Below are 24844 nucleotides of genomic sequence, written 5' to 3'. Positions count from 1 at the left end.
CCCTTCTGTTATGCGTTGGCTCAGGAAGCCAGCGACAGCGTTTTCGTTTTCGTGTGTTCCGCCAGCCAGGCTTTCACCCGCGCCTGCTGCGCATCATCCAGCCACATGCCCAACTTGGTACGGCGCCAGATGGCGTCTTCCAGCTCAACCACCCACTCTTTCTCTACCAGGTAGCGCAATTCGGCTTCATACAAACCGTGGCCAAACTCTTCGCCCAGATCGCTCAGACCCTTGGCATCAGCCAGGATCAACTCGCTGTGGCTGCCGTAGGTGCGGGCGTAGCGGCGCGCCAGGGATTCCGGCAACCAGCTGTGCTCGCGGCGCAGTTTGGCGGCGTAGCTGTCGCGATCGCCACCGATGTCGCCGCCGGGCAGAGAACCGTTTTTGGTCCACGCCGGGCCGCAGCCAGGGTAGTAGTGCGCCAGTTTTTCCATCGCATGCTCAGCCAGCTTGCGGTAGGTGGTCAGTTTACCGCCGAACACCGACAGCAGCGGCGCTTTGCCCTGCTCGTCATGCACGTCCAGCGTGTAGTCGCGGGTCACCGCCTGCGGCGAATCAGATTCGTCATCGCACAGCGGACGCACACCGGAGTATGTCCAGACGATGTTGTCACGGCCCAACTGCTTCTTGAAGTGGTCGTTGTACACTTTCAGCAGGTAGTCGATCTCATTGTCGTCGATTTTCACGTCTTTCGGATCGCCGTGGTATTCCACGTCGGTGGTGCCGATGATCGAGAACTCGTCATTCCACGGGATCACGAAGACGATACGGTGGTCTTCGTTTTGCAGAATATAGGACTGCGGCTGGTTGTGAGCGCGCGGCACCACGATGTGGCTGCCTTTGATCAGGCGAATGCCGTACGGTGATTTCAGCTTCAGGCCGTCGTCAAAGAAGTGTTTCACCCAAGGGCCGGTGGCGTTGACCAGGCCCTTGGCGCGCCAGGTAAAGGTTTTACCGCTGTCGACCTCAACCGCTTCCACCATCCACAGGCCGTTTTCACGCCATGCGCGGGTCACTTTGGTGCGGGTGCGCACTTCGCCGCCGCGTTTTTCCACTTCCTGCGCGTTCAGCACCACCAGACGGGCATCGTCCACCCAGCAGTCGGAATATTCGAAACCGCGCTTCAGTTCAGGCTTCAGTACCGATTCTGGTCCAAAGCGCAAACTCTTGCTGCCCGGCAGGCTGGTGCGTTTACCCAGGTGATCGTACAGGAACAGACCGATGCGAATCATCCAGGCCGGGCGCAGATGCGGCTGGTGCGGCAGGCGGAAACGCATAGGGAACGCGATGTGCGGCGCCAGCTTCAGCAACACTTCACGCTCGGCCAGCGCTTCGCTCACCAGGCGGAATTCGTAGTGTTCCAGGTAGCGCAGGCCGCCGTGGATCAATTTGGAACTGGCGGAAGACGTAGCGCAGGCCAAGTCTTGCGCTTCCAGTAGCAGTACGGACAGCCCGCGCCCGGCAGCATCCGCCGCGATGCCGGCACCGTTGATGCCGCCACCGATAACGATCAAGTCTTTGGTTTCCACGTCAACTTCCTCCAGATGTTCGAAATAGCTCTTTCATGTTCGTTTTCGCTCATGATTGTAATCAAAAACCAACAAACAAGCCAAGACTTAACCAAACAAAAACATTTAGGCGTGATAGAGGTAACAGTTTGGCGATAGTAGTTATACAAAGATAAGGGGTATTTGCGGCAGGCAATGCCGGGCTCAGCAGGCTGAACCCGGGTAAAAACGGCAGGAATGACGGCGCGGCAGGCTGCGCCCCTTGGGTTAGACGAGAAGGGCGGAGATCAGCACAGCTCCAGCTGCACGTCGTACTGTTCGATGATTTTCATCACGCTCGGCGGCGGTAACTGGTCGGTAAACAGGTAGTCGATCAGGTTCATATTGCCGAGGTTGACCATCGCATTGCGGCCGAATTTGGAATGGTCGGTCACCAGCATCACGCAGCGCGAGTTTTCGATAATTGCGCGTTTGGTGCGCACTTCATGGTAGTCGAATTCGAGCAGCGAGCCGTCCATGTCGATGCCGCTGATGCCGAGAATGCCGTAATCGAGCCGGAACTGGGAGATAAAGTCCAGCGTGGCCTCGCCCATGATGCCGCCGTCGCGGGTGCGCACTTCGCCGCCGGCCAGGATCAGGCGGAAATCTTCCTTGGCGGTCAGCAGGGTGGCGACGTTCAGGTTATTGGTCACCACGCGCAGGTTTTTGTGGTTCATCAGCGCGTGAGCGACGGCTTCCGGCGTGGTGCCGATGTCGATAAACAGCGTGGCGCCGTCGGGGATCTGGCTGGCGACGCGCTGAGCGATACGCGCTTTCTCTTCCGACCACATCACTTTGCGATCGTTATAGGCGGCGTTGACCGAGCTGGAAGGCAACGCAGCACCGCCGTGGTGGCGTTGAATTTTGTTCTGATCGGCCAGGTCATTCAAATCACGGCGAATCGTTTGCGGGCTGACGTCAAAATGTTCGACCAGTTCTTCCGTGCTGACATACCCCTGCAGGCGCACCAGCTCGATAATTGCGTCATGACGCTGTGTTTGCTTCACGATAATCCCCTAAAACGCCCGGCTTGTACCTGGCTGTTATTGTTCGTTGTGCGCGCGATGACGCGTGTCCCAAAATGCCATCAATAACCCTAACACTAAACCGGCCACGTGTGCCGCGTTAGCGATCGACATTCCTAAAATATCGAAGTACCCGGCCACCAGCCAGAGCACTGAAAATACCATCAGGCCGCGCGGCAGCATCAGGCCGCGTTCCGGCGCCCGTTCGCCGCTGAGCCAGCAGTAGCCCATCAGCGCATAGACCACGCCGGACAGGCCGCCGAACAACGCGCCGCTGAACAGCGACTGCGCCCACCCGCTGAAGAAGGCCGATACCACCGCCAGCACGAACAGCTTGCCGGTACCGAGGCGTTTTTCCAGCGGGCCACCGAGATACCACCACCACAGCAGGTTAAAGGTGATGTGCAGCAGCGAAAAATGCAAAAACGCGTGGCTGACCCAGCGCCACAGCTGCGGGTATTGGCTGCTGTCCTGCGGCCAGGAGAGCCAGTACATCACGGTGTCATCGCCCATCGCCTGCATCAGGATATACACCGCAATGCACAGCACCATCACGCTCAGCGTCAGCGGCCCGGCCTTGCTGCGCAGGGTGTGCAGATAGGAGTAGCCTGGGTAGTGCAGATCGGCGCCGGTGTTGCCGGCTTCCCAGCTGGCGGCCTGATAGCGGCGGTTGAGCGGATCGACCAGGAACTGCTGCAACTCGTGCTGCACCTGCTCCAGATGGCTGTCGTCAGCCAGCCAGATTTCCGCCGCCTCGCCGGTATTGTGCACGCTAAGCTCGATGCCCTGTGTCGCCATGTAGTCGACAAAGGCCTGAGCCAGGCGGGGGTTGGATACGGCGATTACTCGAACCATAGATATTCCGTTTCATATACCCGTCGCCTTTCAAGCCTCGGCGTTGTTGGCTGCTCACCCCAGTCGCTTACCTGAGTAAGCTCCGGGGGATTTACACCCTTGCCGCCTGGCCGCAGCTTGAAATTCATAGGGTAAAGATAAGTTGGACCGTCGGTTTGCCGCCGACGGCGTTGACGGCTGATTATACCGTTGAAATCTTGAACGCAGGCAAGGGATCTGCAAAAAACCAGTAAAAACACCCACTAACGACCCCGTGGCGGTCAATAAATCCTGCGGTTTCCCCGCCATGGGCCGGCGAATATTGCAGCGATTTTTGTTTACTTCCGTTTAGCCCCGCAACATATGATCACAGTCACTTTTTAACCACCGGGGGTCCCTTACTCTCAAAAACAGGTGCTGAGGTGACTATGTTTCTCGAAGAACGACGCAATAACATCCTGGATTATCTGGATAAATATGAACGCGTTAGCGTGGCGTACCTGGCCACGTCTTTTGCGGTGACCAAAGAAACCATCCGCAGCGATTTAAACGTGCTGGCGCAACTGGGGTTAGTGCAGCGCTGCCATGGCGGCGCGATCGTCATCCGCCGCAGCCTGCAGGCCAAATTAATTACCGAAACCGACGGCACGTTCGAAGTGCTGTTAAGGCGCCTGGAAAGCCAGAAAAGAAAGGTGCCGGAGAGAGGAAAAAACATGCGAGGCAAGGTCTGTATTCTGGGGTCATTCAATGTCGATATCGTCGCCAGGGTGGCGCGCTTTCCCAAAGGCGGGGAATCGCTGCTGGCGCTCGGCAGTACGCTTGGCCCCGGCGGCAAGGGGGCCAATCAGGCGATGGCCGCCAGCCGGGCCGGCGCTCAGGTGCATTTCGTGTCCAAAGTGGGCAAAGATCAGTTCAGTCAGTTCGCTTTCGACCATCTGTCTTCGTCGGAAATTCACTCGTTCACCTTATACCAGTCGGAAACCGAGCCGACCGGCAACGCCATCATTTATGTTTCGCAGCAGGACGGCGAGAACATGATCGCCATTTATTCCGGCGCCAATAAAACCATCACCGACGAAGAAGTGGCGGCAATCGCACCGGAACTGGCCGGCGCAGAGGTTCTGCTGGTACAGCTGGAGAATAACTTTAACGCCACCCTGAACGCCATGAAACTGGCCAATGCGTTGGGGATTCGGGTGATCCTCAATCCTGCGCCTTACTCCGCCGATGCGCTGCAATGCCTGGAATATGTCGATGTGATTACCCCGAATGAAACCGAGGCCTCGCTGCTGTCCGGCGTGGAGGTCACGGATTTGAACAGCGCCAGAGAGGCGGCGCAGCGTATCGCCGGGCTGGGCGCCCGACGGGTCATCATCACCATGGGCGCACGCGGAGCGATGATCCTCGAAGGTTCGCAGTTCCAGCACATTCCCGCTTTCCCGGCGTTGAGCGTCGATACCACCGGCGCGGGGGATGCGTTCAACGGTGCCTTCGCCGCGGCTATCGCCACCGGGCAAACGATTGCCCAGGCGGCAACCTATGCCGCCGCCTTTGCGTCGCTGGCGGTGGAAAGAGAAGGGGCGTCCAACATGCCGCAACATCAACAGGTGGTGGCTCGTCTGAGCCAGCGCTGATCCCTAATCAAACAACACCATTGTCTGCCGCGTCAGCGCGGTGTGAGGAGCAAAAATGAAGAACATCGAGGGCATTGTGCCGGTAATGCTAACGCCGTTTACCGCTCGCAACGAGATTGACTATCCTGGCTTGGCACGCCTGATCGACTGGTATTTGCAGCGCGGCGTCGATGCCTTGTTCGCCGTCTGTCAGTCCAGCGAGATGCAGTTTCTCAGCCTGGCGGAACGGGTTGAGTTGGCGCGTTTTGTGGTGCAACGGGTAGACGGCCGGGTGCCGGTTATCGCTTCCGGTCATATCAGCGACGCGCTGGAGCAGCAAATTGAAGAGCTGCAGGCGATGGCGCAAACCGGCATCGACGCGCTGGTGCTGGTGACCAACCATCTTGACCCGCAACGCCAGGGCAGTGCGGCATTTTTCGCCACACTGGACAGCCTGCTGGCGGCGTTGCCGGCTAGCATGCCGCTTGGACTGTACGAATGCCCGGCGCCTTACCGCCGCTTGCTGAGCGATGAAGAGTTGAGCTATTGCGCCAACAGTGGCCGTTTTGTCGTACTGAAGGACGTCAGTTGCGATCTGCCGACCGTGACGCGTCGGGTGGCATTAACCGCAGGGACGCCGCTGAACATCATCAATGCCAACGCCGCTATCGCCTGGCCGGCGATGCAGGCCGGATCCAAAGGGTTCAGCGGGGTATTCACCAATTTCCACCCGGAGCTGTACCACTGGCTGTATCACCACGGCGCGCAGCGGCCTGAGCTGGCGCAGGAACTGGCGACCTTCCTGTCGCTGGCGGCGGTCACGGAGACGTTGGGTTACCCGAAAAACGCCAAAATCTATCACCAACGTTTGGGCACTTTCGACAGCGAGCTGTGCCGGGTAAATCAGGACGACGTGCTGGAGAAGTTCTGGGGGCTGGGCGTGCTGCTGGATCAAATCCGCAGTGGCACCGGGTTCTACCGGCAAAAAATTGCCGGTTAAGGCTGTGCGGGAAGATGGCGACATCCTCCCGCGGTTCAACAACACCGCTGTACCTACTACACCCGCTAAAACTATCACTACACGGGGAACACCATCATGATGATTTGCGATCTGCAGGATTGGGCGCGGGAAAAACACGCGTTTCATCCGATTATCCACCAGGCTATCGCGTTTATCGAACGCACCGACTTTGCCGGGCTGCAACCCGGTAAAATCGACATTATTCCCGGCAAGATGTTTTGTCTGTTGCAGGAAATGAGCACCGTGCCGGCGCAGCAAATGCGCCCCGAGTCGCACTTTGACCACGTTGACGTGCAGTATCTGCTCCAGGGGGAAGAAACCATCGGCGTGGCGCGCCGCCGGGGCGATGAACCCGTGGCGGAAGAGCGGCGCCATCACGACATCGTGTTTTATCAACAGGTGCAAAATGAAATCGCGGTCCCGCTGTTGCCCGGCACCTTTGCGGTATTTTTCCCGCACGATCTGCATCGCCCTTGCTGCCAAACCCACGGTGAGTCCTTTATTCGCAAAGCCGTGATTAAAATTCACCTCAGCCTGTTTACGGAGCCGCAATCATGAAAGAGGCGACTTCTGCGTTGCATGCATCGGCTGCCGCACCGGCGGCGCCGATCTCCCGTTTGCGCTGGGGCATTATTCTGATCTTGTTGATTGCCGCGGTGGTGAACTATCTCGATCGCGCCAACCTGAGCATCGCCAATACCACTATCGCCCGGGAGTTTGGCTTTTCCTCTACCGAAATGGGCCTGCTGCTGTCGGCGTTTTTGTGGCCTTACGCGCTTGCCAACCTGCCCGCCGGCTGGCTGGTGGACAAACTGGGGCCGAAGAAAATGTTCTCCTGGGCGCTGGGACTGTGGTCGGCATTTACCGTGATGGCGGCGTTCGTCAACAGCTACTCGATGTTCTATGGCCTGCGGATGCTGCTGGGCGTATCGGAATCCCCGTTTTTCACTTCAGGGATCAAGATCACCCATCGCTGGTTCTCGGAGAAAGAGCGTGGCCTGCCGACTTCGATCATCAACACCGGTTCGCAGATCGCCAACGCCATCGCTCCGCCGATCCTCACCGTGCTGCTGCTGACTCTCGGCTGGCGCGGCATGTTTATCGCCATTGGTCTGGCGGGGATTCCGCTGATGCTGGCCTGGCTGAAGTTTTACCGTGACCCGTCGGCGCGGGAAGAGGCGGTGATCCACGCCGAAAAACGCGCGGCGGCAAAAGCGGTCAGCCAGGAGCAAAGCGGGAGCTGGGGGTCGTTGTTCCGTCATAAAACCACCTGGTTCATGATTTTGGGCAACTTTTCCATCATGTTCACCATTTGGGTCTACCTCACCTGGCTGCCGAGTTACCTGGAGAATTCGCTGGGCTTTAGCCTGAAGCAGACCGGTTGGATCGCGTCGATCCCGTTTTTTGCCGGCATTTTGGGGGTGTTGTGCGGCGGCGCGATTTCCGATCGTTTGATCCGTCGTGGGGTGAAAGCGATCACGGCGCGCAAGATCCCGATCGTCTGCGGCGCTGCACTGGCGGCCTGCTGCGTAGCGCCGATCGCCTTTGTCGACAGTACGCCGCTGTGCATTTTATTGCTGTCGTTGGGGTATTTCTTTTCGCAGCTGCCTTCCGGCGTGATCTGGACGCTGGCGACGGATATCGCACCGAAACATCAGGTGGCTTCGCTGGGGGCGATCCAGAACTTTGGCGGTTTCCTCGGCGCGGCGATGGCGCCGATTGTCACCGGGGTGATCCTCGATCTGACCGGGCAGTTCACCAATGTGTTCTTGCTGGGGGCGGGTTTGCTGATGCTGGGGGCGTTTAGCTACGGCTTGTTTGTCAAACGGCCGATGGCGGCGGAGTAGCAAAGGAAGAGGGCGCATGACGCGCCCTGATTTTTTACGCCGACGTTTCAACGTCCTGCGGGTACTGACGTGCCCAGGCTTCAAAGCCGCCATCAATGCTGTACACCGCATCAAACCCCTGATTCAGCAGGTATTGCGCCGCGCTGCGGCTGCTGTTGCCGTGGTAACACATCACCATCACCGGCCGGTCAAAATCGTTGTGCTGCATAAATGCTTGCAGGCTGGCGTTGGTGAGGTGAAATGCGCCCGGCGTGTGCCCGGCTTCAAAACTCTGCGGATCGCGGATATCGACAAGGGCGGCGCTGTCTTCTTTCCAGCGCGCATAGGCCTGCTCAACGTTGATCGCTTCAAACTGTTCCATGACTTCCGACTGCCTTGTAATGAGAATATGCCGCCATTGTAACCAACTCTGCGGCAATTAAGACCAGAGCAACGCTGTGGTTTTTAGGCACCGTAGCCCATCATCTTCAACAGTTGCTGTGCCTGCTGCACCGCTTCCTGGCGATGGGCCACGCCCAGCTTCTGATACAGGTTGCGGATATGGGTTTTGATGGTGGTGGCCGCCACGTCCAGTTCGCCGGCGATCTGGTCGTTGCTGTAACCGGAATAAATCAGCCCCAGCACCTGCCATTCGCGCTGCGTCAGCGGGCTGGTGCGGATCAGTTCCGGCACCTGCGGGTGGGTTAGCAGCTTATCGACGAAGTTTTCGTCAAAATGCGCGAATTTATGCCGATGATGCTGGTTGATGTCGCGCAGAATGCGCTGAGCGCGATGGTGCTCCAGCTCCGGCAGCGTATTGAGCTGAATCAGTTGACGCAGCTGCTGCGCCATCGCTTCGCCCTCGATGACAAAGTGGCTGATAAATCCGGTGCGGCTGGCCAGTGACAGCGCCTCCATCAGCACCCTTTGCGCATCGCTTTTACGCTCCATCTGCCAATAAAGCTGGTTGCTGAGCAGCAGGTTGCGGTTCAGATCGCTCACCAGCCGCAGGCGGCGGGCGTTTTCGTTCAGTTCATCCAGCACCACTTCGGCTTCTTCGTACTGGCCGAGCATGATTTGCACCCGGGCGATATTGCGCCATTGGCCCTGCATAAAGTGGTTATCCGCCATGCCGGGTTTTTCGGTCTGGCGCAGCCATTGGGCCGCAGCGGCGGTGTCGCCGGTCATCTGCCAGTGGATCACCCGCGGTTTGTCGGCGTTGGTCAGCCAGTCGCGATGGTACTGAGTGCCGTGCAGCAGCGCTTCGCAACGCTGCAGGTGCGCATTGGCGTTATCCAGATCGCCACGCGCCAGCGAGCATTTGGCCAGCATGGCGATGCACTGCAGCTGCTGCTGAGGCTGGTAGTTGGCCAGAATTTTCAGGCCCTGACGCGCCGCGTCTTCCGCTTCGTCCAGCCGCGACCAGGACCACAGGATCTGCGAACGGATACGCAGCAGGAACTCATGCATCGGCAACTGTTCCAGATGCTGTTCGCGCACCAGTTCAAAAGCCTTGTCCTGCGTCTCATAGGCGGCCTGCAGGAAACCCTGGGCAATCAGGATCTCGCTCTGCTGCAACAGCGCCCACAGCGCGTAGTGATAAGCCTGATGGCGTCGCGCCATCTGCTCGGTTTGCTGCATCATCGGCAACGCGCGGGCCAGTTCGCCCTTGCAATGATGGACTTCGCCAGTCACCGAGGTGGCGACGATACGGCTGTAATAACTGGAAAGCGGCAGAAACTTCAGCGCTTCGGTGGCCAGGCGTTCGGCCTCTTCCGGCTTGCCGGCGTTGATCGCCACCTGGGCGCGCAGGGCGTCGAATTCGGCATGCAGGGTCTGATCGACGTCGATTTTTTGATCGCGCATCGCCTGTTCGGCGCGTTCCAGCTGGGTGTTCACTTCGATGTAGCGGTGTTGGCTCTGCGCCAGCCAGGCCTGCAACAGCGCCAGCTTGGGACTTTGGATCAGTCGTTCATACGGCAATGCGTTCAGGCACTCTTCCAGCAGGGCCAGCTCGCTGTGATGGAACAGCGACCAGGCGTGTTGCAGCAGGATATCGCGCAGCATGCTGACGTCGCTGGCCGCCAGCGCGTGGTGGATCGCCTCCGCCGGGTAGCCCAATGCCAGCCAACCTTCGGCGGCGGCGCGGTGCAGCCCCGGCAGCTCCAGCGCCAGCTCCCATTGGCAGCGTTGGCGCAGGAAGGTGGCGAACAGAGGATGGAAGCAGAACCATTCGCCGGTGTCGTCCATGCGGTGGATAAACAGCCCCTGGCGCTCCAGCTCTTCCAGCCGCTGTTGGCCGTTATCTTCGCCGGTCAGGCGTACGATCAGCGCATCGTTCATTGAGCGCAGCACCGAGCAGCGCAGCAGGAAGGCGCGCGCCCCGGCATCGACGTGATCCAGCACTTCGTCCACCAGATAATCGGACAGGTGACTGGCGTTCAGACCGGCCAGGCGTTTGGCGGATTGCTGTGCAGAAGAGGTGGATTGCCGGGCAGACAGCGCAATCAGCTGCAACGCGGTGGCCCACCCTTCGACTTCGTCGCACAGGCGGCTGCTGTCATGCTGCTCCATCGGTGCGGCCAGGCGGCAGTCGAAGAATTGTTTGGCTTCCTGATGGGTAAACGCCAGCTGCTGCGTGCCCATCTCCAGCAGTTGATCGCGCACGCGCAGGTTGGCGATGCCCAATGGCGGCAGGGTGCGGGACAGCAGGATCAGCGTCAGGTTTTCCGGTTGGTGGCGCAGGAAGAAGCGCATGGCCTCATGGATGACGTCATTGGTGATCAGGTGGTAGTCGTCAATCACCAGGTACAGCGGTTGATGCCAGTCGGAAAGTTCAATGAACAGCTGGGCGAACAGCGCCGACAGGCTGGCGTACTGATGCTTTTGGCTCAAGGCTTCGCTTTTCACGCAGTGACCGCCGCTGGCATGTTGCAAGGCGGCGATCAGGTAGCTGGCAAAGCGCTCGGGTTGGTTGTCGCTTTCATCCAGCGAGTACCAGCCCAAATCTGATTTGCCGGCTGCCCATTGTGCGACCAGCGTAGTTTTTCCGTATCCCGCAGGGCAATTAACCAATGTCAGGCGATAGTTTGCCGTGCCGGCTAATTTGGCCAGCAGGCGATCGCGGATCACGGTATTTTGCAGCCGTACCGGACGGCTCAGTTTTGATGGGATCAGCATAGTATTCCAGAGTGAAAATCGCGGCTCCCGTAGCCGTTGGCCTGCCCGAAGGGGTTCATTGCATCGCGACTCCTGCCGGGATCGGAGTAAAACTAATTATTTTATGGCTCGTAATTAATCACCCTCCTAACTTCTGACAACGTTAAACGTATTGCAACAAGGTTCATCTTTGGCTTGGAGTTAAATTGCTATTGATCACACTTTTTTACGTTTGCAGGCAAATCATTGCGCAATTGCGGCGTTGTGGGGCGGTTGGGTAACGCGGTTGAGGGAAAGCATTTCGATGCATGTACAAAACTTCATCAGCTGCATCAACTATGCTAATTTCATGGCGGGGATTTTCTGCTTATTCTCAGTGCTCGCCGCGTTCGTCGGCGGGCTTTTTTGCATCATGCAAGGGAGTCAAAAAGTGCCTGAGATCACAATTTTAGCTACGCCCCAATCCTCCTCCCCAGCTAATCCCCAGGCGGGATGATGCCTTCAACCTTTCTCCCCGGCACGATAACGGTAATTTGACCCACTTACTGGATAGAGAGTTTCCCTTATGTCACAGCCTATGCTTAAAAAGGATGCTTTTCTGGCGGCACTGACCCGTCAGTGGCAACGGTTTGGCCTCAGTTCTGCACAACAGATGACCCAACACCAATGGTGGGAGGCGGTAAGCCGAGCGCTGGCCGAGCAACTGGCCGCACAACCGGCACCGCGTAAAAGCACCAAGCCGCTGCGCCACGTGAACTACATTTCGATGGAGTTTCTGATTGGCCGCCTGACGGCGAACAACCTGATTAACCTGGGCTGGTACGACACCGTCGAACAGGCGTTGGCGGAGCAGGATATCAAGCTGGCGGATCTGCTGGAGCAGGAAACCGATCCGGCGTTGGGCAACGGCGGGCTGGGGCGTCTGGCAGCCTGTTTCCTGGATTCGATGGCGACGGTGGAGCAACCGGCCACCGGTTATGGGCTCAATTACCAATACGGGCTGTTCCGCCAGTCTTTCAGCGGCGGCCAGCAGCAAGAGGCGCCGGATAACTGGCAGCGCGAAAGCTACCCCTGGTTCCAGCACAATGCCGCGCTGTCGGTGGATGTCGGTATCGGCGGGAAACTGGAAAAACTGGCCGATGGCCGCGAACTGTGGCGCCCGGAGTTTACCCTGCGCGGCGAAGCCTGGGATTTGCCGGTGCTGGGCTTCCGTAATGGCGTGACCCAACCGCTGCGCCTGTGGCAGGCGACCCATCAGCATCCGTTCGATCTGGGGGATTTCAACGACGGCAAATTCCTGCAGGCGGAGAAGCAGGGAGTAGAAGCCGCCAAGCTGACCAAGGTACTGTACCCGAACGACAACCATCAGGCGGGCAAGCGCCTGCGCCTGATGCAGCAATATTTCCAGTGCGCCTGTTCGGTGGCGGATATCCTGCGCAAACATCACCAGGCCGGCCGCAAGATTGAAGACCTGCCGAAGTATGAAGTGATTCAACTTAACGACACTCACCCCACCATCGCTATCCCGGAAATGCTGCGCATTCTGCTGGATGAGCATCAGCTGGAATGGGATGCGGCCTGGGCGATCACCAGCAACACCTTTGCCTACACCAACCACACCCTGATGCCCGAGGCGCTGGAGTGCTGGGACGAGAAGCTGGTGCGCAGCCTGCTGCCGCGTCATTTCTCCATCATCAAGCAGATCAACGCCAACTTCAAAAAGCTGGTGGATAAACACTGGCCGGGCGACAAGGCGGTGTGGGCCAAGCTGGCGGTGCACCACGACAAACAGGTGCGCATGGCTAACCTGTGCGTGGTCAGCGGTTTTGCGGTCAACGGCGTAGCGCAGCTGCACTCCGATCTGGTGGTGAAAGACCTGTTCCCGGAATATCACCAGCTGTGGCCGAACAAATTCCACAACGTCACCAACGGCATCACGCCGCGTCGCTGGCTGAAACAGTGTAACCCGGCGTTGTCGGGGCTGATTGACGAGACGCTGAAAGTCGAGTGGGCCAACGATCTCGACGCGCTGAAAGGGCTGGAAAAATACGCCGATGACGCGGCCTTCCGCCAGCGTTATCAGCAAATCAAGCGCGATAACAAAGTCGCATTGGCAAACTACGTGCACGGCGTGATGGGGCTGACGTTGAACCCGGACGCCATTTTCGACGTACAGATCAAGCGCCTGCACGAATACAAACGCCAGCATCTGAACCTGTTGCACATTCTGTCGCTGTATCGCCAACTGCGCGACAACCCGAATCTGGACATCGTGCCTCGGGTGTTCCTGTTCGGGGCCAAAGCGGCACCGGGCTACTATCTGGCGAAGAACATCATTTATGCGATCAATCAGGCGGCTTCGATGATCAATAACGATCCGCTGGTGAAGGATCGGTTGAAAGTGGCGTTTATTCCTGACTACCGCGTTTCCGTTGCCGAACTGATGATCCCGGCGGCGGATATCTCCGAGCAGATCTCCACCGCGGGCAAAGAGGCGTCCGGCACCGGCAATATGAAGCTGGCGCTGAACGGCGCGCTGACCGTCGGTACGCTGGACGGGGCCAATGTGGAGATCGCCGAGCAGGTGGGCGAAGACAATATCTTTATCTTCGGCAATACCGTCGATCAGGTGAAGGCGCTGCTGGCGAAAGGCTACGACCCGCTCAGCTACCGCAAGAAGGACAAACACCTGAAGGCGATCCTCGACGAGTTGGCGAGCGGCGCATTCAGCCATGGCGACAAGCATGCCTTCGACATGATGCTGCACAGCCTGCTGGAAGGCGGTGACCCTTATCTGGTACTGGCCGACTTCGCTTCTTACTGCCAGGCTCAACGGCAGGTAGACCAGCTGTATCGCGACCGGGACGAGTGGACGCGCCGCACTATTCTTAACACCGCGCGGGTCGGTATGTTCAGTTCGGATCGTTCGATCCGCGACTACCAGCAGCGTATCTGGCAAGCCAAGCGTTAAGGAGAGCGAATGGATCGCAAGCGCATCGACCAGGCGGCCGCTCAGGCGGGTATTGCCGCTGATTATATTAACGCTCATGGAAAACAGCAGGCGATCGCGCAGGACACCAAGCGCAAGCTGCTGGATGCCATGGGACGGACTGCCGCACCGCTGGAGGCTGAGGTGACGCCGTTGCCGGCGGTCAAGGTGTTTTATCAGGGGGCGCCGGTGGCGTTGCCGCTTGCGGGCAGCGGCGAGTATCTTTGGACGCTGCTGCGTGAAGACGGTGGCCGGCAACAGGGGCGCGCCAGCGCGCGCAAAACCTTTACCCTGCCGGGCGAGTTACCGCCGGGTTATCACCAACTGACGCTGACCCAGGGTGAACAGCAGTGGCAGTGCCGGTTGATTGTTGCGCCGAAACGCTGCTTTGAGCCGGACGCGCTGCTGACCGGGCAAAAGCTGTGGGGCGCTTGCGTCCAGCTTTACACTTTGCGGTCCGATCGCAACTGGGGTATCGGCGATTTTGGCGATCTGCGGCAGATGGTCGAGCAGGTCGGTGAACGCGGCGGCGCTTTTGTCGGGCTGAACCCGATCCACGCGCTGTATCCGGCGAACCCGGAAAGCGCCAGCCCGTACAGCCCGTCGTCGCGTCGTTGGCTGAACGTGGTGTATATCGATGTGAACGCGGTGGAAGAGTTCCAGCTTAGCGATGCGGCGCAGAAATGGTGGCTGAAGCCGGCAACGCAAAAACAGCTGACCAAAGCGCGCAGCAGCGAGCAGGTAGATTACGGCACGGTGACGCAGCTCAAGCTGGCGGCGCTGAAGCTGGCGTTTCCGTTGTTCCAGGAGCGTAAAGCCGGTGACGAGCAGCGTCAGGCGTTCGAGCAGTTTGTTGCCGACGGTGGCGACAGCCTGTATCAACAAGCGGCGTTTGACGCATTGCATGCTCATCTTGCCGCCGCTGACGGCAGCCTGTGGGGTTGGCCGGCCTGGCCGGAGCAATATCGGCAGGGCAACAGCGTCGCAGTGAAGCAGTTTTGCCGGCAGCAGCAGGATTCGGTGACCTTCTATCTGTGGTTGCAGTGGTTGGCCGCCAGCCAGTTCGCCGACTGTTTCCGCCAGAGCCAGCAACAGCAAATGCCGATTGGCCTGTACCGCGATTTGGCGGTGGGCGTGGCGGAGGGCGGTTCGGAAACCTGGTGCGAGCCGGATCTTTATTGCCTGAAAGCGTCGGTTGGCGCGCCGCCGGACATTTTGGGCCCGCTGGGGCAAAACTGGGGGCTGCCGCCGATCGATCCGCACGTGATGGCGGCGCGGGGCTACCAGCCGTTTATCGACCTGTTGCGCGCCAATATGACCAGTTGCGGTGCGCTGCGCATTGACCACGTCATGGCGTTGCTGCGCCTGTGGTGGATCCCCTACGGAGAAACCGCCGATCATGGCGCTTATGTGAAATACCCGGTGGATGATTTGCTGGCGGTGTTGGCGCTGGAGAGCCAGCGCCACCGTTGTATGGTGATCGGCGAAGACCTTGGCACCGTGCCGGTCGAGATTGTCGCCAAGCTGCGCGACAGCGGCGTCTATTCTTATAAGGTGCTGTATTTCGAACGCGACGGCGAGAACCACTTCCGCGCGCCGCAGGCTTACCCGGTGCAGGCGATGGCGACCATCACCACGCATGATCTGCCGACGTTGCGCGGTTATTGGCAGAGCGGCGATCTGCACCTTGGCAACAAGCTGGGGTTGTATCCGGATGCGGAGATCCTGAAAGAATTGTTTGCCGATCGTGAGCGCGCCAAGCAGGGGTTGCTGGACGGATTGCATCATTATGGCTGTGTGCCGCAGAAGGTGGGCAAGAAGGCGGCTTTGCTGAACATGAGCCCGTTGCTGAACCGTGGCTTACAGCGTTATGTCGCCGACAGCGCCAGCGCACTGCTGGGCCTGCAGCCGGAAGACTGGCTGGACATGGCCGAACCGGTCAATATTCCCGGTACCAGCGATCAGTACCCAAACTGGCGACGGAAGCTGAATAAAACGCTGGAAGAGATGTTTGCCGATCAGCAAGTCAACCGGCTGCTGAAGGATTTGGACAAGCGTCGGCGCAAGGTGTCGGTAGGGTGACAGAGAAGAATTCTTGTATTAAAGACGAGAAATAAGAACATTGGCTTTCATTCTTATGATAGAGACCCAAATTAATTGGAGTTGCAGCTAGGCGGCAAGTGCGTGCATCCCCAGGAGCTTACTCAGGTAAGTGACTGGGGGGCACGCATGCAGCCAACAACGCTGCAACTTCAAGTAAGAAGGGTATCAGTAGTAAGAGTGCTCGCCGCGCTGATGCTCGGTCAGATCGCGCACGCCTTTCAGTTCAGGGAACTTCTGCAGCAGCTCTTTCTCGATCCCTTCTTTCAGCGTTACGTCGACCATTGAACAGCCGTTACAGCCGCCGCCGAACTGCAGGATCGCCAAACTGTCTTCGGTGATTTCCATCAGGGTTACGCGACCGCCGTGGCCTGCCAGCTGTGGGTTGATCTGCGATTGCAGTACGTATTCAACGCGTTCCATCAGCGGGGCGTTGTCGTCCACCTTGCGCATTTTGGCATTTGGCGCTTTCAGCGTCAGCTGCGAACCCAACTGGTCGGTGACGAAGTCGATTTCGGCGTCTTCCAGATAGGGTTTGCTGATTTCGTCGATATAGGCGGACAGCTTTTCGAACTTCAGCTCGGTGTCTGTCGCTTCCACGGCGTCCGGCGGGCAATAAGAGACACCGCATTCGGCCGTAGGCGTACCCGGGTTGATCACGAATACGCGGATTTGGGTGCCTTCCTCTTGATTTGCCAGCAGTTTGGCAAAGTGTTCCTGTGCGGTATCTGTTATACGAATCATAGCATTAGCTCAGTAGTTGACTTCTATTGTCGGTTATAATACGCCCATTGCCGTAGCACTACAATGTGCGGCAAACACACCAGATTTGTATCGATGCGGCACCCTGCCGCAGCAAGAGCCTGGCGATTTCCGCCACCGTACTGCCGGTCGTCACCACATCATCCAACAGGGCAACGTGTCGGCCTGCCAGCGGCTCATTGCAGCGAAAGGCACCGCGTAGATTGCGCCTGCGCATGTGGGCGGGCAGCCGTTGCTGCGGGGACGTTTTTCGTACTCGTCTCAGGGCGGCGGGGCGGTAATCGCAACCCAGCCAGTGCGCCAGCGGCCGCGCCAGCAGATCGCTCTGGTTATAGCCACGTCGCCAGCAGCGTTTAGCCTGCAAGGGTACCGCTAAAATCACATCGGGTCTGTTCAGATACTGCTCTCTATGCGCTCGTTGCCAGTTTAGCAATATCAGACGCGCCAGCAGAGGCGCCAGTTCCGGTGCGTGCTGAAACTTGAATTTTTTGATCAGTTGGCGAAGCGGCGCGACGTAGTCGCCGACGAACACCAGCGCCTGCCAGGGAGGTGGCCGTTGCAGGCAGCGACCGCAGGGGTGTGCAGCGTCGCCGGCGGGCAGACCGCAGCAGGGGCAGCACAGCGGTTTGGCCGGCAGATGGCGCAGGCAGTAGCTACAGATGCCGTGGCGGCTAAGGCATAATGGCTGCCGGCATAGCCAACAGCGGCTGTGGATTGATAGCATAGCCGTCCTCCCTGACGGATGAGAATGAAAGGACAATAACTGATGACCACGCTGTATTGGCAAACAATAGGTGAAGGCGAACGCGATCTTGTGCTGCTGCACGGATGGGGACTGAATGCGGAGGTGTGGGGTTGCATGCTTGAGCGGCTGACGCCGCATTTTCGCCTGCATCTGGTCGATCTGCCGGGCTATGGCCGCAGTCAGGGGTTTGGCGGCATGTCGCTCGCGCAGATGGCGGCGATCGTGCTGGCCGCCGCACCGCCGCAGGCCTGGTGGCTGGGCTGGTCGCTCGGCGGGCTGGTGGCCGGCCAGATTGCGCTGACGCAGCCTCAGCGGGTACGCGGGCTGATCACCGTGGCTTCCTCGCCGTGCTTTGCCGCACAGGACGATTGGCCGGGGATCCGTCCAGAGGTGCTGAGCGGTTTTCAGCAACAGCTGAGCCAGGATTTCCAGCGCACGGTAGAACGTTTTCTGGCATTGCAAACCTTGGGTACGGCAAGCGCACGGCAAGACGCACGCCTGCTGAAATCAGTGGTGCTGAATCAGCCGATGCCGAGCGTCGAGGTGCTGAACGGCGGCCTGGAGATGCTGCGCACCACTGATTTACGCCTGCCGATGGCGGAATTGGCCCTGCCGTTGCTGCGTATATACGGTTATCTGGACGGGGTGGTGCCGCGCAAGGTCGCCGGGTTGCTCGATGTCAGTTGGCCGCATTCATCGTCGATCGTCATGGCGAAAGCGGCTCATGCACCCTTCATTTCTCACCCTGATGAATTTGCCGAGATTATCCACGCCTTTGTGACCGAAGGTGGCATTCCGAGTGAAAACGCACAATAAAGCGCTAAAGAAATGGCCGCTCAGTGGATAAAAAAGAAACCTGTTCGATACTTAGTGGGGTAGATGCGTTGGCTGAAAACTGAAAAACCGTTCGCGGATTTTTCACTTTGACGTTTCGTCTCTGGGAAAAGGATTCTCGTCAGGGAAAGCAACGAGGTCTGAAGATGTCACGGCAGCCGGTGTTATTGCGCATGTACCCCTGGACGGCTTTCATAACAAATAAATGTTCTCTTGAGAGGTATGGTAATGAAATCTTTGAAAATGATTATTGCAGCGTTGGTCGTCGGTTCCCTGTCTTTCAGCTCCCTGGCGGCAACCTTGCTGACCAAAGAAGATCTGGACAAGAATCCGGGTAAGTACGAGAAGATCGGTACGGTCACCACCACCGCGCAAACCACTTCACCGATGGATGCGAAAGAAGAACTGTCGAAGAAGGCCGATGAAAAAGGTGGTCAGTATTATGTGATTATCTCCGGCCGCGAACACGGTAAGTTCAGCGCGACAGCCGAAGTGTATAAAGACAAGTAATCATTCTTGATTAACAAGGGGCGCATAATGTGCGCCCCTGCTCCGATTATTTCAACCGGTATATCACCGTACCGCATCCCTTGCCCTCCGGGCAGCTTTTGCAACTGCCGCTCAGGCAGGCGCTGTTATCCTGCTCAACTCGCTCCACTTTTCCCATCGCCGTTAAACGTTCCAGCATCGCCAGTACCAGCGGCAGCGGGGTCGCCAACTGGCGGCTGAGTTGTTGCGCCTGAGCGCTGCCATGCAGCGCCAACGCATCGCGGAGCTGCAGCAGGCCGGCCATCAGTGGCAGTTACCCTGAGCACCCTGGCAACAGGCGGCAGGCGTCGCCTTGCCCAGACGCACCGTTACCCGGCTGCGCGCCCGGCGCAGGCCGAACAAAATCAACAGATTGACCAGTACCACGATCGCGATGGCCGTCAGGCTGTACCTCGGATGCTGGCCGAAGGTAGCAACCTGATAAAACAGCGTAGCCAACGAGTAGGCGAGGTTCAGGCCCCAGAGAATGGAAAAGGTCATCCAGCCGCGGTTGGATTCACGGGCGATAGCGCCCATCACCGACACGCAGGGCACGTACAGCAACACAAAGATCAGATAGCTGTAGGCGGAGATGCCGGAGCCGAATTTGCTGCTCATCATGCCCATTGAGCTGACGCCCATTTCGCCGTCGCCCTTGCTGGCCTCGATGGGGTTGGACAGCACGCTCAGGCTGAAGGTGTCTTTCAGCCCCTGCCAGGTGGTCCCCACCGCGCCGCTCAGTTCGTGCAAAAGGTTAAAATTGGCGGCATCAAACTCGGTGTTATTGATGTGCTCGGCGGTGTAAAGGGTGTTCAGCGTGCCGACCACCACTTCTTTCGCCATAGCCCCGGTCACCAACCCGACGGTGGCTTGCCAGTTGTCGCTGTGCACGCCCATCGGCTGCAGCAGCGGCGTCAGGACCTTGGACACCGACGCCAGCGCGGAATCGTTAATGTTATCGACCGGCTTGCCGCTGAACGTAAAGCTGTTCAGGCCGCCGATGAAGATGCTGGCGATCACTATCACTTTCCCGGCGCGCAGCACAAAGCCTTTCAGCCGTTGCCAGGTTTGCAGCAGCAGGCTCTTCAGGTGCGGTACATGATAAACCGGCAACTCCATGACGAACGGTGAAGCTTCGCCGCGCATGATGGTGTACTTCAGCACCAGCCCGGTGAGGATCGCCACCACGATGCCGAGCATATACAGCGAGAACACCACGCCCGCACCGTCCTGGCCGAAGAAGGCGGCGGCAAACACCGCAAAGATCGCCAGCCGGGCACCGCAGGACATGAACGGCGCCATCATGATGGTAATCAAGCGTTCACGCGGGGCATCCAGCGTGCGGGCACCCATGATAGACGGCACGTTGCAACCGAAACCGACAATCAACGGCACGAAGGATTTACCGGGCAGCCCGAGCGCCTGCATCAGGCGGTCCATGACAAACGCGGCACGCGCCATGTAGCCGGAGTCTTCGAGAAAGGACAGAAACAGGTACATCATGCCGATTTGCGGCACCAGCGGCAGCACGGTGTTGATGCCGCCGCCGACGCCCTGCGCCAGGAATATCGTCAGCCATTCAGGGAAGTGCAGGCTGTAGCCCAGCCATTGAATGCCCTGGATAAAGATTGCCGCCGAACCGATATCAAAGATCGGTTGCAGCGCGCCGCCGAGGTTAATCGCCAGCAAAAACATCAGGTACATCACCAGCAGGAAGATCGGCACCCCCAGCCAGCGGTTGAGGATCACCTTGTCCAGCGTTTCGGTCAGACGGTTCGGCATCGCTTGCTGCGAGTTGCTGACCGCGTCACACAGGGTGGCTATCGACTGATAGCGTGCATCGGCAATCACCAACGCAGGATCTTCCTGTTGCTGCTGTTGCAGCGCCAGCCTGGCCGCAGACAGTAAAGCGGTGGCGTTGCCGGCCAGTTGATGGCTGTAGATATCGCCTTCCAGCATTTGCAGCGCCAGCCAGCGGCGTTGCTCCGTTGGCAGGGTCTCCGGCATGGCGTCGCTCAGGGTGGCCATTTCCTTCAGCAGCACTGGCGGATAGTTCACCAGCGCTTTCAGTTCGTTGAACCGGTGGTTGTCGATCATCTGCTTCAACGCGCCGATGCCGTCGGCCTTGGTGGAGACCAAAGGCACCACCGGGCAGCCGAGACGCGCCGACAGCGCAGCGAGATCAATCTCGATTTGCTGGCTTCTGGCGATATCCAGCATGTTCAGCGCAACGATGCAGGGGATGCCCAGCTCCAGCAGTTGCAGCGTCAGGTACAGGTTGCGTTCAAGGTTGGAGGCGTCGACGACGTTGATCAGCAGATCGGCATCGCCGCTCAGGATGTAATGGCAGGCGATCTGTTCGTCGAGCGAGGTTTGTTCCGAGATGGTGGTCAGCGAATAGGTGCCGGGCAGATCGACCAGGTTGACCAGGGATTGCGGCGTGGTGAATTGGCCTTCTTTACGTTCTACCGTCACGCCTGCCCAGTTGCCGACCCGCTGGCGCGCCCCGGTCAACTGGTTGAACAGTGTAGTTTTACCGGAATTGGGGTTGCCTATTAAGCCAATAGTGAGTTTTTTCATCATTTCGCGTGATATCAGTCAATGGACATTGAGCCGGGCGGTGGGCGCGGCCAGAGCGAGACGGCGCAGAGTCAGGATTGGCCGTCGAGCAGGATCAGGGCCAGGTCTTTTCTGCGCAGCACCAGACTGACGCGGCGGGTTTTTATTTCTATCGGATCACCCAGCGGCGCGACGCGCACCACTTCAAACGAAGAGCCGGGCAGCATGCCGAGCGATAACAGTTTCTGGCGATAGGCCGGGCCGATGTCACTGGAAAAACCGGCAATCTTATAAGAGCTTTTAGGTTGAAGATGCATATAACCTTCTCAGAGCCCCTGCTATTGGGCCTATGACGATAAAAGAACGCTCCGGACAAAGCGCCGCGAGGAGGATCGCAGGCAGCCGACGTTTTCAATCCATGAGGTAATGCAGTGAACACGCAACGCAATAATAGTGAGAATAGTTATCGTATTCAATACAAAAAGTAGGGGTATTGGTCACCAAAGGTTATGGTATCGGCATTTAACGATCGGATTGCCTGATGCCCCTATTTTTATCACCGGGTCAGCGAGGGAGCAAATGCGAATGGCGAGTTAAATCAGTTACGTAATTGCAGCGATTTTTTCCGATTTGCAAAGATTAGTGACAGATTGAGAGGTTTTTAGAGGGTATGGCAGCATGCCGGCGTTTATTCGATAACATGTTGCCAGCGGAATACGAGCGGTAACCATTTGTGTTCCAGCGGAAAAGAGCGAAATGAAAACCTGGTGTTAAAAACGGTGTTAACGAACAGGGATTCGGCGGTATTTTCAGGCTGAAAAACCGGGCGTTTGTCTTTCAGGAAAAATAAGCGGGTTTATTGAGGCGGGTCAAAAAATAGCGACGCTTTTTTTGAGAAAGGGCGGAGCCGGCTCCGCCCTGTGTACCTTTGGTCTTTCAGGTAGGCAGCACTGCCCCTACGATTTCTTGCCGAATGCCGCAGCCAGCGCGTCACCCATGGCGCTGTTACCGGCCGGCGAACTGCTGCGCGGTTTGGCCTTATTGGCCGGCGCGCGGGAAGGGCTGTCCTTCGCCGGGGCGCTGTTGCCGCCGCCGCGACGTGGCGAACCTTCACCCGGTTGTTCGTCCAGACGCATGCTCAGCGCGATGCGCTTGCGCTGCAGATCCACTTCCATCACCTTCACTTTGACGATGTCGCCGGCTTTCACCACGGTGTGCGGATCTTCGACGAACTTGTCCGCCAGCGAGGAGATATGTACCAGGCCGTCCTGATGTACGCCGATATCCACAAAGGCGCCGAAGTTGGTGACGTTAGTGACCGAACCTTCCAAAATCATGCCCGGCTGCAGATCGTTGAGGGTTTCCACGCCCTCGGCAAAGGTGGCGGTTTTGAATTCCGGGCGCGGATCGCGGCCCGGTTTCTCCAGCTCTTTCAGGATGTCGGTGACCGTAGGTACACCGAATTTGTCGTCGGTGAAATCGCTGGCCTTCAGGCTGCGCACCGCCGCCGGGTTGCCCATCAAATCCTGCAACGCCTGCCGGGTGGCGGCCAGAATACGTTCTACCACCGGGTAGGTTTCCGGGTGAACGGTAGAGGCATCCAGCGGGTTGTCACCGTGGTTGATGCGCAGGAAGCCGGCGCACTGTTCAAAGGCCTTTGGCCCCAGACGGCTGACTTTCAGCAGTTGCTCGCGGTTGCTGAAGCGGCCGTTCTCATCACGCCAGGTAACGATGTTCTGCGCCATCATGCGCGTCAGGCCGGCCACGCGGGTCAGCAACGGCACTGAGGCGGTGTTCAGATCGACACCGACGGCGTTTACGCAGTCTTCCACTACCGAGTCCAGCTTCTTCGCCAGTTGGCTTTGGCTGACGTCGTGCTGGTACTGGCCGACGCCGATGGATTTCGGGTCGATTTTTACCAGTTCTGCCAACGGATCCTGCAAACGGCGAGCGATGGAGACGGCGCCACGCAGCGAAACGTCGAGGTTAGGGAATTCCAGCGCCGCCAGTTCGGAGGCGGAATACACCGAGGCACCCGCTTCGCTGACGATCACCTTTTGCGCTTTGACTTCGCTGAACTGCTGCTGCAATTCAAGATAAAAACGCTCAGTCTCACGTGAAGCTGTGCCGTTGCCGATAGCGACCAGTTCCACTTTATGTTTGATGCACAGCGCGGCGACGACAGCAGCGGCTTTCGCGGCCTGGCCGGTGTGAGGGTAGACGGTATCGGTGGCAACCAGCTTGCCGGTTGCATCCACCACCGCCACTTTTACCCCGGTGCGCAGACCGGGGTCCAGGCCCATGGTGGCGCGCATGCCGGCCGGTGCGGCCATCAGCAGATCGTGCATGTTACGGGCGAAAACGTTGATGGCTTCGTCTTCCGCGCGTTCGCGCACCGTACCCATTAATTCGGTTTCCAGATGCAACAACACCTTGATGCGCCAGGTCCAGTTGACCACCGCTTTGCGCCAGGCGTCGGCCGGAGCGTTATTCAGGCGCAGGTCGAGGTGGCTGATGATGATTTGCTCCGCCTGGCTTTCGCGCGGGGCTTCTTCAAACTGCGGATCGGCGTTCAGCGCCAACTGCAGCACGCCTTCGTTGCGGCCACGGAACATCGCCAATGCACGGTGTGAAGGCACCTGGGCAATAGGTTCATGGTGATCAAAGTAGTCGCGGAACTTGGCGCCGTCTTCTTCTTTTCCCTCCACCACTTTGGACACCAGGTGGGCATGCTTCCACAGGTAGTTACGTACCTTGGCCAACAGCGCGGCGTCTTCGGCGAAGCGCTCCATCAGGATGTAACGCGCGCCGTCGAGGGCGGCTTTGACATCCGCCACGCCCTTGTCGGCGTCAACGTAGCGTTCGGCCAGTTGCTCCGGCTGTTGCTGCGGATCCTGCCATAGGGTGTCGGCCAGCGGCTCCAGACCGGCTTCGATAGCGATTTGGCCACGGGTACGACGTTTGGGTTTGTACGGCAGGTAGAGGTCTTCGAGTTCGGTTTTGCTTTGCGTGGCGTTGATCGCCCCCGCCAGCTGTTCGGTCAGTTTGCCCTGCTCGTCGATCGATTTGAGGATGGTCTGACGGCGGTCTTCCAGTTCACGCAGATAACCCAGGCGGGTTTCCAGCTGGCGCAGTTGGGTGTCGTCCAGGCCCCCGGTGACTTCCTTACGATAGCGTGCGATAAAAGGCACGGTATTACCTTCATCCAGCAGACGGATAGCGGAGTCAACTTGCTCCGGCCGGGCCTGCAGTTCTGTTGCAATAATGCGGCTCAGTGGGTCATTCATAAGTCTGGTATCTGT

General features: G+C 58.5%; 19 protein-coding genes. 8 read left to right on the top strand and 11 right to left on the bottom strand.

Annotated elements, in window-relative coordinates:
- Window positions 1-20: 20 nt before the first annotated feature.
- The 3 genes from glpD to glpG form a co-directional block, all read right to left on the bottom strand.
- On the bottom strand, window positions 21-1529 hold the full coding sequence (glpD, locus tag QZQ97_RS21280; protein ID WP_311995057.1) for a glycerol-3-phosphate dehydrogenase: 1509 nt from the start codon (window positions 1527-1529) through the stop codon (window positions 21-23).
- Window positions 1530-1795: 266 nt separating this feature from the next.
- Window positions 1796-2554: a DeoR/GlpR family transcriptional regulator gene (locus QZQ97_RS21275; RefSeq protein ID WP_004930797.1), complete on the bottom strand. Its 759-nt coding sequence runs from the start codon at window positions 2552-2554 to the stop codon at window positions 1796-1798.
- A gap of 36 nt (window positions 2555-2590) precedes the next feature.
- Window positions 2591-3427, bottom strand: a complete 837-nt coding sequence (glpG, locus tag QZQ97_RS21270) for a rhomboid family intramembrane serine protease GlpG (RefSeq protein WP_311995056.1) — start codon at window positions 3425-3427, stop codon at window positions 2591-2593.
- 407 nt (window positions 3428-3834) lie between these two features.
- Here glpG and rbsK point away from each other — a divergent pair, with 407 nt between their 5' ends.
- The 4 genes from rbsK (at window position 3835) to QZQ97_RS21250 (ending at window position 7887) form a co-directional block, all read left to right on the top strand.
- Complete coding sequence (gene rbsK / locus QZQ97_RS21265) at window positions 3835-5040, top strand: ribokinase (RefSeq protein ID WP_311995144.1); 1206 nt, start codon at window positions 3835-3837, stop codon at window positions 5038-5040.
- A gap of 55 nt (window positions 5041-5095) precedes the next feature.
- Window positions 5096-6019, top strand: a complete 924-nt coding sequence (locus QZQ97_RS21260) for a dihydrodipicolinate synthase family protein (RefSeq protein WP_311995055.1) — start codon at window positions 5096-5098, stop codon at window positions 6017-6019.
- Between the two features lie 96 nt (window positions 6020-6115).
- Complete coding sequence (locus tag QZQ97_RS21255; protein ID WP_311995054.1) at window positions 6116-6598, top strand: YhcH/YjgK/YiaL family protein; 483 nt, start codon at window positions 6116-6118, stop codon at window positions 6596-6598.
- A complete protein-coding gene (locus QZQ97_RS21250) occupies window positions 6595-7887 on the top strand; it encodes an MFS transporter (RefSeq protein ID WP_311995053.1) in 1293 nt (430 codons plus the stop codon). Before QZQ97_RS21255 ends, QZQ97_RS21250 begins: the two co-directional genes overlap by 4 nt.
- A gap of 34 nt (window positions 7888-7921) precedes the next feature.
- Here the strand turns inward: QZQ97_RS21250 and glpE are convergent, their stop codons facing one another.
- Both glpE and malT read right to left on the bottom strand, forming a co-directional pair.
- Window positions 7922-8248, bottom strand: a complete 327-nt coding sequence (gene glpE, locus QZQ97_RS21245; RefSeq protein WP_062789891.1) for a thiosulfate sulfurtransferase GlpE — start codon at window positions 8246-8248, stop codon at window positions 7922-7924.
- A gap of 83 nt (window positions 8249-8331) precedes the next feature.
- Window positions 8332-11046 (bottom strand): HTH-type transcriptional regulator MalT, encoded by a 2715-nt coding sequence (gene malT, locus QZQ97_RS21240; protein WP_311995052.1) that lies wholly within the window; start codon window positions 11044-11046, stop codon window positions 8332-8334.
- A 544-nt stretch (window positions 11047-11590) separates the two neighbouring features.
- Between malT and malP the strand changes: the two genes are divergently transcribed.
- Complete coding sequence (malP, locus tag QZQ97_RS21235) at window positions 11591-13996, top strand: maltodextrin phosphorylase (protein ID WP_311995051.1); 2406 nt, start codon at window positions 11591-11593, stop codon at window positions 13994-13996.
- A 9-nt stretch (window positions 13997-14005) separates the two neighbouring features.
- Window positions 14006-16096, top strand: coding sequence for a 4-alpha-glucanotransferase (gene malQ, locus QZQ97_RS21230; protein WP_311995050.1), 2091 nt, complete (start codon window positions 14006-14008; stop codon window positions 16094-16096).
- Window positions 16097-16282: 186 nt separating this feature from the next.
- Here the strand turns inward: malQ and nfuA are convergent, their stop codons facing one another.
- Window positions 16283-16858 (bottom strand): Fe-S biogenesis protein NfuA, encoded by a 576-nt coding sequence (nfuA, locus tag QZQ97_RS21225; RefSeq protein ID WP_212557036.1) that lies wholly within the window; start codon window positions 16856-16858, stop codon window positions 16283-16285.
- A gap of 58 nt (window positions 16859-16916) precedes the next feature.
- Window positions 16917-17600: a DNA utilization protein GntX gene (gene gntX / locus QZQ97_RS21220; RefSeq protein ID WP_311995049.1), complete on the bottom strand. Its 684-nt coding sequence runs from the start codon at window positions 17598-17600 to the stop codon at window positions 16917-16919.
- 42 nt (window positions 17601-17642) lie between these two features.
- On the opposite strand from gntX, the gene bioH reads away from it, so the two are divergent.
- Both bioH and QZQ97_RS21210 read left to right on the top strand, forming a co-directional pair.
- Complete coding sequence (gene bioH / locus QZQ97_RS21215; RefSeq protein WP_311995048.1) at window positions 17643-18437, top strand: pimeloyl-ACP methyl ester esterase BioH; 795 nt, start codon at window positions 17643-17645, stop codon at window positions 18435-18437.
- A 246-nt stretch (window positions 18438-18683) separates the two neighbouring features.
- On the top strand, window positions 18684-18965 hold the full coding sequence (locus QZQ97_RS21210) for a YdgH/BhsA/McbA-like domain containing protein (protein WP_311995047.1): 282 nt from the start codon (window positions 18684-18686) through the stop codon (window positions 18963-18965).
- A gap of 46 nt (window positions 18966-19011) precedes the next feature.
- Here the strand turns inward: QZQ97_RS21210 and QZQ97_RS21205 are convergent, their stop codons facing one another.
- From QZQ97_RS21205 to QZQ97_RS21190, 4 genes are all read right to left on the bottom strand, one after another.
- Window positions 19012-19248 (bottom strand): FeoC-like transcriptional regulator, encoded by a 237-nt coding sequence (locus QZQ97_RS21205; RefSeq protein WP_311995046.1) that lies wholly within the window; start codon window positions 19246-19248, stop codon window positions 19012-19014.
- Window positions 19248-21563: a Fe(2+) transporter permease subunit FeoB gene (gene feoB / locus QZQ97_RS21200; protein ID WP_311995143.1), complete on the bottom strand. Its 2316-nt coding sequence runs from the start codon at window positions 21561-21563 to the stop codon at window positions 19248-19250. Before feoB ends, QZQ97_RS21205 begins: the two co-directional genes overlap by 1 nt.
- Window positions 21564-21634: 71 nt before the next feature.
- Complete coding sequence (feoA, locus tag QZQ97_RS21195) at window positions 21635-21859, bottom strand: ferrous iron transporter A (protein ID WP_006319130.1); 225 nt, start codon at window positions 21857-21859, stop codon at window positions 21635-21637.
- A 639-nt stretch (window positions 21860-22498) separates the two neighbouring features.
- On the bottom strand, window positions 22499-24829 hold the full coding sequence (locus QZQ97_RS21190; RefSeq protein WP_311995045.1) for a Tex family protein: 2331 nt from the start codon (window positions 24827-24829) through the stop codon (window positions 22499-22501).
- Window positions 24830-24844 lie beyond the last annotated feature (15 nt).

Source organism: Serratia sp. root2, assembly GCF_031931805.1.
Classification (GTDB): domain Bacteria; phylum Pseudomonadota; class Gammaproteobacteria; order Enterobacterales; family Enterobacteriaceae; genus Serratia; species Serratia inhibens.
Note: the sequence above shows the minus strand (reverse complement) of the source record. Positions and strands in the feature narration are given on the sequence as shown.